The sequence below is a fragment of the Faecalicoccus sp. genome (genome assembly GCF_036552745.1).
Taxonomy (GTDB): Bacteria; Bacillota_I; Bacilli_A; order Erysipelotrichales; family Erysipelotrichaceae; genus Faecalicoccus.
The window spans coordinates 1-12,314 of the sequence record NZ_JAXKBY010000027.1 but is presented as its reverse complement, the minus strand read 5'-3'; the positions used below and the strand labels follow the sequence as shown (position 1 = coordinate 12,314).

Annotated in this window: 15 protein-coding genes; 8 read left to right on the top strand and 7 right to left on the bottom strand. The window is 34.5% G+C overall.

Going from position 1 to position 12,314, the window contains the following annotated elements:
• Positions 1-98 precede the first annotated feature (98 nt).
• The 7 genes from U0M88_RS01470 to U0M88_RS01440 form a co-directional block, all read right to left on the bottom strand.
• Complete coding sequence (locus U0M88_RS01470) at positions 99-572, bottom strand: helix-turn-helix transcriptional regulator (RefSeq protein WP_272003955.1); 474 nt, start codon at positions 570-572, stop codon at positions 99-101.
• Between the two features lie 83 nt (positions 573-655).
• On the bottom strand, positions 656-1,000 hold the full coding sequence (locus U0M88_RS01465) for a hypothetical protein (RefSeq protein WP_442902226.1): 345 nt from the start codon (positions 998-1,000) through the stop codon (positions 656-658).
• A gap of 204 nt (positions 1,001-1,204) precedes the next feature.
• Entirely contained in the window at positions 1,205-1,483 is a 279-nt protein-coding gene (locus tag U0M88_RS01460; protein WP_272003953.1) for a plasmid mobilization protein, read from the bottom strand.
• 33 nt (positions 1,484-1,516) lie between these two features.
• On the bottom strand, positions 1,517-2,467 hold the full coding sequence (locus tag U0M88_RS01455) for a nucleotidyl transferase AbiEii/AbiGii toxin family protein (protein WP_272003951.1): 951 nt from the start codon (positions 2,465-2,467) through the stop codon (positions 1,517-1,519).
• A complete protein-coding gene (locus U0M88_RS01450; RefSeq protein ID WP_331868670.1) occupies positions 2,457-3,224 on the bottom strand; it encodes a type IV toxin-antitoxin system AbiEi family antitoxin domain-containing protein in 768 nt (255 codons plus the stop codon). Before U0M88_RS01450 ends, U0M88_RS01455 begins: the two co-directional genes overlap by 11 nt.
• A gap of 298 nt (positions 3,225-3,522) precedes the next feature.
• A complete protein-coding gene (locus tag U0M88_RS01445; RefSeq protein WP_331868669.1) occupies positions 3,523-3,795 on the bottom strand; it encodes a DUF4314 domain-containing protein in 273 nt (90 codons plus the stop codon).
• A gap of 74 nt (positions 3,796-3,869) precedes the next feature.
• Complete coding sequence (locus U0M88_RS01440; protein ID WP_331868671.1) at positions 3,870-4,442, bottom strand: transposase; 573 nt, start codon at positions 4,440-4,442, stop codon at positions 3,870-3,872.
• A gap of 563 nt (positions 4,443-5,005) precedes the next feature.
• Here U0M88_RS01440 and U0M88_RS01435 point away from each other — a divergent pair.
• From U0M88_RS01435 to U0M88_RS01400, 8 genes are all read left to right on the top strand, one after another.
• On the top strand, positions 5,006-6,196 hold the full coding sequence (locus tag U0M88_RS01435; protein ID WP_115240803.1) for an IS256 family transposase: 1,191 nt from the start codon (positions 5,006-5,008) through the stop codon (positions 6,194-6,196).
• A 493-nt stretch (positions 6,197-6,689) separates the two neighbouring features.
• Positions 6,690-6,863: a hypothetical protein gene (locus U0M88_RS01430; protein WP_181965644.1), complete on the top strand. Its 174-nt coding sequence runs from the start codon at positions 6,690-6,692 to the stop codon at positions 6,861-6,863.
• Positions 6,864-7,104: 241 nt separating this feature from the next.
• Positions 7,105-7,893 (top strand): helix-turn-helix domain-containing protein, encoded by a 789-nt coding sequence (locus tag U0M88_RS01425; protein WP_117446828.1) that lies wholly within the window; start codon positions 7,105-7,107, stop codon positions 7,891-7,893.
• A gap of 26 nt (positions 7,894-7,919) precedes the next feature.
• Positions 7,920-8,540 (top strand): hypothetical protein, encoded by a 621-nt coding sequence (locus tag U0M88_RS01420; protein ID WP_195222923.1) that lies wholly within the window; start codon positions 7,920-7,922, stop codon positions 8,538-8,540.
• 255 nt (positions 8,541-8,795) lie between these two features.
• On the top strand, positions 8,796-9,278 hold the full coding sequence (locus U0M88_RS01415) for a GNAT family N-acetyltransferase (RefSeq protein WP_117446826.1): 483 nt from the start codon (positions 8,796-8,798) through the stop codon (positions 9,276-9,278).
• Positions 9,279-9,281: 3 nt separating this feature from the next.
• Positions 9,282-10,295: an alpha-hydroxy-acid oxidizing protein gene (locus U0M88_RS01410; protein WP_331868668.1), complete on the top strand. Its 1,014-nt coding sequence runs from the start codon at positions 9,282-9,284 to the stop codon at positions 10,293-10,295.
• A 181-nt stretch (positions 10,296-10,476) separates the two neighbouring features.
• A complete protein-coding gene (locus U0M88_RS01405; protein ID WP_259295350.1) occupies positions 10,477-11,820 on the top strand; it encodes an RsmF rRNA methyltransferase first C-terminal domain-containing protein in 1,344 nt (447 codons plus the stop codon).
• Positions 11,811-12,314, top strand: a 504-nt coding sequence (locus U0M88_RS01400; RefSeq protein ID WP_331868667.1) for a pseudouridine synthase, incomplete at its 3' end; no start/stop codon positions are given. The genes U0M88_RS01405 and U0M88_RS01400, both read left to right, overlap by 10 nt.

The following is a 12,314-nucleotide window of genomic DNA, read 5'->3' as shown; positions in this document are numbered from 1 at the left end:
TTTTTTTCACAAATAAAAGAGCCTCGCCTATTTTAGACAAGACTCATAAGATCATGTTTTGCTTAACTTAATGACATTGGTCTTTTCCTCCTGTTTTTTTATTTCTTTTTAGAAGCAGTGGCTTTGTATATCCAAGATCCAATTTCTCTAACTAAATGGGGATTTGTTGCTAGAAACGTTAAGCTTGCTGCGCAAATTGTACCCGCTATTTTCATCCATTCTTTTGATGCTTCTTTTCTTGTTGCAGTTCCGGCAAGAATAGAAGGTGAGATTAGTTGAGCCTTTTGAATCAATTCATCTTTTTCTTCGGGCTCATAATTTTCTGGATGATCCACTAGCATATCTAGCAATGTGGCCAACATTTCTGTTTCATCTTTATTTCTTGCTATTTCAGCATCTAACACGCTCCTGATAGCAATATATTGAAGCTTAGTTAAAGGGTATCTGCTAGTTTCAATATTACTTATTGTCATTTTAGAAACGCCAATCTTATCAGCAAATTCTTGGGCAGTCCATCCAACTGATCTTCGAATTAAAGAGAAATTTTTCTGCAATCTTTCAATTTCATTCATAATTTATTATCACCACTAATATTATATATCTTGTATACTGACTATACAAGATAAAAATAAAATGTGGTAATAATATTGATATATTATAATCCCATCATGTCTTTCACTAACCGGTCACTCATCTTAACGGTTCCGATAAGAATCAGCATATTAAATACGATTTCACCGATATAGCTCCATAACATAATGACAGCACTGGCATCGGTATCAATAACAGGCGGAGCCGAGGCAAAAGCTGAGAAGATCACACATGCCAGTACGATCATCGCTCCTTCAAGGCAAACGCCGGCATAAGACTTCATGAAAGTATAGGAAATGTTTTGAGTGGCTTCACCAGCCGATGACGATAAAGGAATTGGGGATATGGCTGTATAAATATAAAGCTTAAAGAATCGCCCATAGACAGTAAGGATCATGATAAAGGACAAAAACGTAAAGAATATACCGCCTAATAATGTGACTTCTCATAATATGGGATGGACTCCAAGAATCCTACGTTTTCTACAGTGTCTTTGATATCCTAGATTGCAGTAATTGCTATAACTATTCTTTTATATAAATCGGCTTTCCTTGTGAGACGATGACGCGGATCTTTACGTTATCATTAAAAGTAAATCAACATTATCGGAATATTATTTATAATCGATATAAGATGACTTATTGGCAATAAGGGCAATCTGATTCATATTGCTGCCAATGTGTCTTAGCTCGCTTAATATCTCCAAATATTCCAGGTTTGGTTTGTTGCAGGGAACGATTTCATTGATCAAAGAGCGAAGATAAGATTTAATGGATCTTCCACTTTCTTTGGTCAATGCGTTTAATTTGATAAGCTCCGTTTCACTAAGACGGATCTTTATTTTTTTGTCTGGTCGTGCCTTTCCTTCTTTCTTTAGCGTATAAAAAACCAACGTCTATGCGTTGGCTAATGCTATTGATAGTATTTAAGACTTTTTTGTTTCTCTGGTTTTCCATATGGCCATGGGATGATTTTGAATTCTTTTTAATTCATCGCCGTCATAAAGCAGTTTAGGGATATATTTCTTTCGTTTAAACTGTTCTATGAACATGAATTCATTTTCATCTAATATAAAGTGATTGTTAAAGAAATCATTAATAGTTTGTTTAGCTTCTGATAATGAGAAAAATTCTTTGGCATTGATAACAGGTATCAAAAATCTTTTGATATTATTTTGTGTAATAGAATCTAAGTTGTCTAAGTTAAAATCAAACATTCCATCTTCGTTGCTGATTGCTCTATAGAACACAGCACATTTTTTTATTTTTTTAATTTCTTCTTCATTAAAAATATTTGCATTTATCATGTAAAAGAAATCATAAAGGTCTCTTGGTGTCGAACGAGTCATCAAAGCCACAAGTTTGCTTCCAAATATCTCGATGGGATCAACCGTTCGAGTTTCAACTTCGCCAATTAATCCATAGTTTTTGGTTTTTACGATCACCGGCTCATAGATATGAACTCTTAACATATAGTTTATTTCTATTTTGATGTTATCGAGATTTCCTCCAGCATTAGTGTAGGTTGCTTTAATACTGTCAAGCGCATGATGTTCACGTGAGTCTTTACCAAGCTGATAGCCATTTTTTTCTAGATAATCAATGAGCAATGATTTGACTATTTTTCTATCCTTTAACATATCATCTCTAGAAGAATTTTTCGTGTAATCTAAATCGATATCGACCGATAATCGCGGTAAATCAAATATTGTTAAATTTATAGCTGTCCCGCCCTTTAAAGCTAAGTTTTCAAATAAAAATTGTTCAGAACGTATATAAGACAATATATCGACTAAGCGAACAACTTTTTCATAGGTATCTCTTACATAATGATGTTGATCAGCTTCTTTTTGTAATTGTCTTTTATTAAAGTTCATTCATATCACTTCCTTTACTTAGTATTGTTGAAATATAGTGAGGAACACAAACATTCCACTTTTTATCTAATGTTGTACTGGGTATCTTTTTAGAAGTATTCAGATAACATTTTGATGAACCGATTTTTGATTGCAAATAATTAAGGGCAGCATCACTGATACCGAGATTGGTTTTAAATGTTTCTAAAATATAACCGGATCGCTGGTATAAAACTTTTTTGTTATAAAAGTCTAGTATTTCTAATAACTTATTTTCGTTTATATTGTGAATGCTATTAAATGCTCGATAGATTTCCTCTATGCCGCCGGCTAAATCAATTTGATCAATACAATCGATCATTGTTCTTTCGACGCTCGTGATTCTGAGCCCATCATAATTGGATTCTATTTGCAGATCGCATTTGCTTTGAACAAAATGATAAGTGATATATTCAAATTCAAAATCATTCACTCTGTTATTTCCGGAATATACAAGCTCGTTAAATACTTGATTGTTGAAACCGCGGTATTCTAAAGCAGAATGATAGGATATATAATTACCGCGATCGAGTTTTGTAGCAATTATATATTTGTTGTAAAGTGGACTATTATTTACGATATCCATTGCAACATAATAATTGTGTTTCACTCTTTTGATATATCCTTTTTTAAGAGAGCGTGATAAAAATGATTCAGCCGTTTTAGGATTTTGAATCACTTTTTCAATATCTTTTTTTGAGAAAACTCCTAAATCTAAAATTTCATCATAGTATTTCACATCCATCACCTAGTTAAATATTATCATAAAAACCTTTAAAAAGTGAGGTTTTTATACAAAATTTTAACCATATTATATATCAAATTCCATGTCATACGATCTTAGGGATATTCCTTAAAGTTGATTTGGAATGGTGGTGGGGCCATTATTCAATTTCTCAAACTGATTTTGAGCTTATACAGTTTCTTGAGGTCATCATACAATTTGCTGTGTTCTTTATCTATGGTTTTGATGCGTTCTTGATTTCTGGATTTCTTCTTTTCAAAGGTAGAAATGTTATAAAGAATTTCTTTGTACATTAGCACTCCTGGTCTTTCGATTTATTGCGTTCCGATTTTCCAATGACCTTGAAATGATCTTTGCCAGGAATTAGTCCAAGACTTGATCCGTTCTCCCAAGACATGTGAATCGTACCGGCATCATCAACATGATCGACTGTGCCGATGGAACCTGGGGCAACGGCATGATAAGGATCATCCATTTGGATACACTGGATTTTTGTTCCTGGAGGATACTGTTTTTTTAATCTTTCTACTTGTCTTAATTCATTACCAATTGAGTATTTGTTCATGTTCTAAAAATCTCCTTTACAAATTTGATTATAAAAAGAAGATATTACCAAAAAATGACCGGATGAGATTTTTTTTATTTTCTTTCGTGAGTACCCATCAGATCTTCCAAAAAAGTTTGTAAACCTCTTGTATCGGCATACAGATCCATAGAGGATCGAATCATCCTTTGAGTTGCTATACTTGAATGACTAATGTATGTTTTTATCCTTTCCAGAATGTTTCTACTCTTTCTATGGTTAAATTGCCATTCATATTCTGCATAATATAAGGGAAGCATTCTTTTTCCTATACTATGGAATACATGCAATAACTGGTGATTGAAACTCGAAGCGATTTTGTTCAGAAAATACAGTCGATGTTCCTCTTGATCATAGTCGATCTTTTCATTCTGGACCTGTATTTTTGCTTTTAAGATATTGTAGATGGATATACCATCCGTATTCTGTTTCCTGTCCTGGGACATGACAACATACTGATCAAAAAAACTTTCAATATTTTCTCTGGAATCAACCGTCATTTCCTTTAGCTTTACAAAAAGAGAGTACTGGTTCTCCCGTTCCGTAGAGAGCACAACTAAAAAAGGCCGTTTACGGGTCCCCAATCCATGTTTTCCATTATGAGAGGGAGCACCTAGGCAACATCCGATTCATAAAAACTCGAATCCAGTGATTTCCTGGAATTCGAGTTTCTCATAAGGATTCGAGCTTTTGTTTGTAGCAGACAGGCAGTTTTATAGTTCACTTTCAATTCTTCGGAAAGCTGTAAACTGGAGATTCCTTTTTTTGCAGTAAAAATCAGGAACAAACCATACAGAAGAACATTCAAAGGCAGCTTATTGTCCTGAAAGATCGTATTGGACAGGAGTCTTTCATCATGTTTGCAATGTGAACAGTGGGAACATTTTTAACCTGCGGCCCAAAGGGCTGTTATATTTATTGTGTTGATGAAAAGTTAAAAGAGTATTTGGAAATGCGATTGTCAGGGTCAGGGAAATAGGTAGTTATTAGAGCACTGTATAAATCGGCTTTATTTATAATTCTACGAAAACAAGAGAAAAGCTATCTTTGAGTGTTTAAATAAGCAAAATGATTTAGCTTATGATAGCATAAAATATCTTGTGTAAATTCGTTTTTCTGGAAATATAGAAAAAAAGGTATATCCTTAGTAAAATTAGTTCGACCAAAAACAATTTACGAAAGGAATATACCCATGAACTATTTTACTACATCTTTAATGAAAAACCTATTTTCTAATGACAACAATCTTCCAGCTTTTGAACAGGCTGTAACTGAACTGTTTCGTTCAGAGTTGGAGAAATCTCTCAATGAAATACTCGCATATGAGTTGACGGCTTTTCTTGATTATGAACCATACGCTAGAACCAATAACGAAAATTCTAGAAATGGTTCCTATCAAAGAAAGTTTGATACAAAATATGGAACTATTACGCTCAATATTCCAAGAGATAGAATGGGAGAATTTTTCACTTCTCTTCTGCCTAAATACAGAAGACGAGATCTATTTACCGAAACAACGATTTTGGATTTATTTGAAGAAGGAATGAGCCATTCAGAAATTTGTTCCATGATCCAAAAATTATGTGGAGCTCGCTATTCTAAACAGACCATATCTAATATTACGGACAAAGCTCTGGAATGTGTAGATTCCTTCAAAAACAGAATATTGAACAAAGAGTATGCCATTGTATATCTTGATGGAACATCCATGCCTTTACGCCGTGATACTGTATCCAGGGAAATGGTCCATATAGCACTAGGAATCACAGTAGAAGGTACAAAAGAAATTCTTGGCTATATGATTGCACCAAACGAGTCCGCTGAGATATGGGAAGAACTTCTGAAAGACCTTAAATCAAGAGGGGTTGAACGTATTTCTTTATTTTGTACAGACGGATTGTCTGGAATGGAAAATGTAATACAGGACATTTTTCCGGGCTCTAAAATTCAAAGATGCCTGGTCCATATTCAAAGAAATATATGTGCAAAAGTAAGAGTCAGTGACAGAAAAGAAGTGGCCAATGAATTTAAAGAGGTATATCGGTCCAAATCAAAAGAAGAAGCTTTAACTTCTCTAAAGAAATTCATCGATAAGTGGAAACACAAATATCCATCAATGGTGAAAAGTCTCAGCAACAATGACTATCTGTTTACATTCTATGATTATCCAGAAAGTGTTAGGCATACGATTTATTCAACAAATCTGATTGAAGGAAACAATAAACAATTAAAACGAAGTTTCAAAAAGAAAGAACAATTTCCAACGGAAAAATCTGAAGAGAAATACCTTGTGATTCAATTCAATCGTTACAACGAGAAAAACATGAATCACGTACATAGAGGTTTTGGACAAACAACTAGAGAAGATTGGTTCAAGAGCTAATCTGCTTTACCAAGGATATACTTTTACACATAATTCTTGACGCTACCTAGCTTATTTTTCACTTTATTAGCTTAAATAAACATATATTTAGTTTATTTATTGAAATAAGCTAAATACATTGATGGTAGGGGATATTCTTTGACATATAAAGGATATTTTCTATGATTAATAAAATACTTTTAAACAGTCTAAAACTGATAGAACTCGAATTCATTCAAAACCTCATTTATAAATTGACAAGCGATAGAGTAATTTGGATACAATAAATTCAGGAAAAATTAAATGTAATGTATCTCGTTGTTCTTGTTGAGGATCTTTTCATTTTGTAGAAAATGGATTAAAAAAACACAGGAAAAAAGTCTCTTTGTAGAGATTGTGGAAAAATCTTCAGAGATACAATAAATATCGTTTTTCTCTTACAAGGAGCCACTACCACATATGGCTAACCTTTATTGCCTGTGAACTTCATCAGATGAAACTGAAATAAGAGGCTGTGGCTGTAGGCAAGAGCAAAATGATCTGTTTTCATATCCGTCATAAGCTTTATGCAGCGATTGGAGTTCATATTCGGAATACTCTTTTAAAAGAAATCGTCAAGATTGACAGTGCATTTACCAGTATCAATCTAAAAGGTATGAAATCTAAGGATATGTCCCGAAAAAAGTAAAATTCGAGGCAAATCAAAGACAGATATGAACTATCAATGAGTTCGGTTACCTTTATCCACTATGATTTTAGAACATTTATAGATGTTCAATAACTCTAAGGCCAATATCATATTTTAGAATTCTCTTTTATTTTGAAATTTAATATTAAAGTGAGCATATTTCTGTTGATAAAAATGTTGACAGCCTTTGCACTTAATGACATAATGACATAAAGATGACGTGTCATGTAAGGAGGAAAATATGCAAAAAACAATTAAAGGAAGCGAACAACTTGGTAAAAAGATCAAGAAAAGAAGAGAAGAATTAAATTTAACAATTGAAGAAGCTGCTTCTCGTGCAAACGTAGGGACAAAAACATGGTATCGATATGAATCTGGAGAATCAATCCGCCAAGATAAATGTAGAGGGATTTGTAAAGCTTTGAATTGGCGGATACTCCCAGAACAGGATGAAACAGATAGTAAAATGTTAATTCAAGAATATAAAGATCACTCAAATTGGTCCACTTATCTGGAAGAACAATTTGGAGATTATGCTTCTTTATCTTTTGCGGTGGGAAGTGATATTTTATATGATTATATAAGAGAAGATATGGAAGCTCTTTCATCTTTGCCGGTGGGAGCGCATATAGGTCAGTTAGATGTATCATGGATGAAAGATAGTCTTCCTCCGCAATTTTTAATGCATTATGATTATGAGTTTCTTTATCATATGTTTTGTACATTACAATGTATCATTCAAAATGCTAAGAGTGGAGCTCCTATTATTGCACACAGTGTAATGGAAGAGTTGATCATCTATCTTTGTAATGAAGAAGGAATTGTTTTTATAGAGATGGATGGGGAAGTCGATGACGAAGAGTTTCAAAGAGATGATCTTGAAGAATGGGTGTTTGATTTGTTTGATGATATAGATATTATTACTTTTCTATATTCTAATATTTTTTTAGACAAGGACCATGCATATCATTTCTCACATTGGCATGATTTACAGTTTTATGTAAAAAACCAAAACGATGATTACGAATAATTTGAAAAATCAGGAGATAATAATATATGTTTGAAAAAATGAAATGGGAAGATGTTTACAGTCTTTGGAAGCAAAACAGTTATCAATTTCCAGAAATCTTGACAGATCCTTCATTTGCAGAAACAATTTTTGTTCAATATAACAGGGAAGGATGTATTTATGGATATGATTGGTTGACTGTAAAAGAAGCTGAGGCAAGAAAAAAACTAATTATGAAGAATCCGATTGAATTTCTTTACTTGACAAAACCAAGTAATAAAGGAACGATTCAAACGGCGCAAATGTTAATGGAGGCTAAGAATCAAGAAGAAAAAGTGGCAATTTGGATAGCAGCTACTGCAAATGAGTTATTGGAGTGCTCCTTTGAAAGTAGAATTGGAAAATATGCAAAAATTCTAGAAATGACAGCAAGAGGTTTTCTTAGAAACAGGTATCAAATATGGCATCACGCAATGAGAAAACTAGTTCCTGAAATAATGATACCTTACAATATTTTAGATAATCTTATATGTAAAGATTTTGATGTAGCCATGGAGCTTATTCAACTAAATACATTGTTAATACAGAATAATTATAAAATATTGCTTTATTCATCATTAAAAGAGGGAGAAAGTATTGGATATAGTTATCGATTAGACTCCAGGTGATTTTTCCAATTTACAAAAGATTTAAAAAGTACGTTGTAAGAGACACAGGTGGATAAAAGGCAGTTATTAGAGTTCTATATAAATTGGCTATATTTGTAACTCTACTAAAATAAGAGAAAAAGCTATACTTTGAGTGTTTAGATAAACAAAATGATTTAGTTTATTTTGCTTTTAGTTAGTTTAAATTAGGAAGGTTTTAGCTTTTATTTGACGCAGATATAAATATATTTAGCTTTTTTATCGAAGGAGGCTCTTATGAATATACGAACCGCATCTATGCAGGATATTGAAGAAATCAGTGCTATAGAGAATGAATGTTTTCCACCGGAACAGGCGTGTACAAAAGGACAGTTTAAACAAAGATTGACTTATTATCCTGAGCATTTTTGGTTGTTAGAAAGCGATGGAAAAATCATCAGCTTTGTTGATGGATTCTGTACCGATGAAGAAACGCTAACGGATGAAATGTATGAAAAGGCAGAACTGCATAATGAATCAGGAAAGATACAGATGATCTTTGGTGTCAACACATTACCGGCTTATCGTAAAAAAGGATATGCTTCCTTATTGATTCGATATATAATAGAACAGTCGCAAAAACAAGGACGTAAAGCCATCATATTGACATGTAAAGAAGAAAAAATTCCATTTTATGAACATTTAGGATTTGAAAATCAAGGTTTATCTTCTTCCGTACATGGTGATGTGCAGTGGTATCAAATGATAAGGAGACTTTAAAAGATGAAAGTAGAACAAATATTACAAAAATCCAGAGAAAATATGAATGATCTATGTAAGTCATGTCCAGTTTGTAATGGAAAAGCTTGCCGCAATACGATACCGGGGCCCGGTGCAAAAGGTAGCGGTACGGTCGCCATTCGAAATTATGATGCCTGGAAAAATATTCATCTTGTGATGGATACGATTTGTGAAAATACACCGGTATCAACGCAGACGAATCTATTTGGCCATACATTCCGCCTGCCAGTGTTTGCAGGACCGGTAGGCGCTGTAAGTATGCATTACGGAGATGCTTATGTGGATCAAACCTACAACAAAGTGCTGATCAAAGCCTGTAAAGATGCCGGAATTATGGCTTTTACCGGCGATGGAACGGATGATCAGATCATGATCGGAGCAACCCAAAACATCAAGGAAAATGATGGAATCGGTGTTCCTACCATTAAGCCATGGGCTAAAGAAATGGTGGTTGAAAAATTAAAGCTTGCTAAAGAAGCTGGCGCGTTGGCCATCGCCATGGATATTGATGCAGCCGGTTTACCATTCTTAAAAGGATTTGTACCACCGGCAGGAAGAAAAAATGTAGAAGAATTAAAAGAGATCGTGCAGGAAATTGATGTACCTTTTATTGCGAAAGGAATCCTGAGTGTGAAAGGTGCCTTAAAGGCTAAAGAAGCGGGCGCTTCTTGCATCGTTGTGAGCAATCACGGCGGTCGTGTTTTAGATGATACGCCAGCTACGGCCGATGTATTAGAAGAAATCGTACAAGCTGTAGGTAAAGATATGACCATTCTGGTTGATGGAGGTATTCGCAGCGGACAAGATATTTTTAAGGCACTGGCACTAGGTGCAGATGGTGTTTTGATTGCCAGACCTTTTGTGAATATGATTTATGGTGCACAAGAGGAAGGCGTCAAGGCACTTGTTGATCAACTAGAACAAGAACTGATAGATACGATGGAAATGTGCGGCGCATCTACAATTCAGGAAATCACACGCGATATGATACGATAAAAAAAGAAACTATAACGTTTGAAATGAAGAATCAATCGTTATAGTTTTTTTTGCATATTTGAGGAAGAGAGCAAATTTTACTGAATATAAATAGGTGTCTTTCCCCAAAGATATCGATATCTCTTCATGGAACAGATAAATTCGTATATGCTATAATGAGGTGCAAAAAAGGAGATATGTTATGTCGATTCAATTACCGAAAAACTATATACAACAGATGAAAGAGCTTCTTAAAGATGATTTTGAAGCTTATATGCAAAGTTTTGAACAAGAACGCTATTATGGTTTGCGCATCAATACAAATAAAATCAGTGTAGAAGACTTTTTGAAAATATCTCCTTTTCAATTAAAACCAATTCCCTGGGCAGATAATGGCTTTTATTATCAAGGCGATCAAAAGCCTGCCAAGCATCCATATTATTATGCGGGTTTATATTATCTTCAGGAACCTTCGGCCATGTTGCCGGCACAAGTTTTGCCGATAGAAGAAGGTGAATACGTGTTGGATACATGTGCTGCACCGGGTGGAAAAAGTACAGAGCTGGCAGCTAAATTACAGAATACTGGTTTATTATTATCCAATGATATCAGTACATCGCGCTGTCAGGGATTGATCAAAAACGTTGAATTGTCTGGCTCTTACAATACTTGGGTATGTAGCGAAGATCTTTTAGATCTTTCAAAACGCTTTAAAGAAACATTTGATAAGATTTTAGTGGATGCGCCGTGTAGTGGAGAAGGGATGTTTCGAAAAGAGCCGCATTTAATCAGCAGCTGGCAAGAAAGAGATGATACGTATTATCCACCCATTCAAAAAGACATTCTTTCCTGTGCTGTAGATATGTTGAAACCGGGAGGAAAAATCGTGTATTCGACATGCACTTTCTCAATAAAGGAAAATGAAGAAGTCATTCAGGATGTATTGCAGCGACATTCCGATCTGCATCTAGTTCCTATTTCTAAAATGCCAGGCTTTGCAAGTGGCATTGGCATGGAAGAATGTGTGCGACTCTATCCTCATAAAATAAAAGGAGAAGGGCACTTTGTGGCTCTGTTACAAAAAGAGGGGAATGCTTCTAAAAAGGTTGTCAAAAAGGAGAATTCTTCTTTACCGGAAGCCTTTAAAGAATTTTTAAAGAAATGTTCCTTTGATTTCTCTAAGGGGTGTTTTTCAATCAAGAACGATAAGATAATCTGGAGCCCTCAACAGCTTCCTGAACAGAGAAGATGGCGTTTATTACGTTCTGGCTTAATTTGTGGGGAAATCAAAAAGAATCACTTCGAGCCAAGTCAGGCTTTTGCCCTTGCTCTTAAAAAGAGTCAATTTAAAAATACAGTGGATTTATCTGTGGATGATCCCAGAGTAATCAAATATCTAAAAGGAGAAACGATTGATATCAAAGATCGGGATACAACATCAAAAGGTTGGATCTTAGTTTGTGTGGATGGGTTTCCACTGGGTTTTGGAAAGATTGATAAAGGAATCATAAAAAATAAATATGCGAAAGGATGGCGATGGCAGTGAGGCTGGATAAATTTCTTTCCCATATGGGATATGGAACTCGAAATGAAGTTAAAAACATCATCAAAAACGGATGGGTGACGATTGAAGGTAAAACCATTAAAAAAGCAGATTTTCAAGTTAAGGAAGACCAGACGGTTTATGTGGATGATGTACCCGTCTCTTATGTTCGTTATGAGTATTATATTTTAAATAAGCCGGCTGGATATGTCAGTGCAACAGAAGATACTTTGCATCCTACAGTTATGGAATTAATTCCAAGTATTCGAAATGATCTCTATCCTGTTGGTCGTCTTGACCTGGATACGGAAGGCTTATTGTTGGTTTGTAACGATGGACAGCTCACACATGAGCTTTTGTCTCCCAAAAAGCATGTTTTGAAAAAGTATTATGTAGAGTTTGAAGGAACCTTGCCGGAAAATGCCATTGTTGTTTTTGCTCAACCGATGGATTTAGATGACTTTGTCACAAAGCCTGCCCAGTTGGAGGTTTTAGAT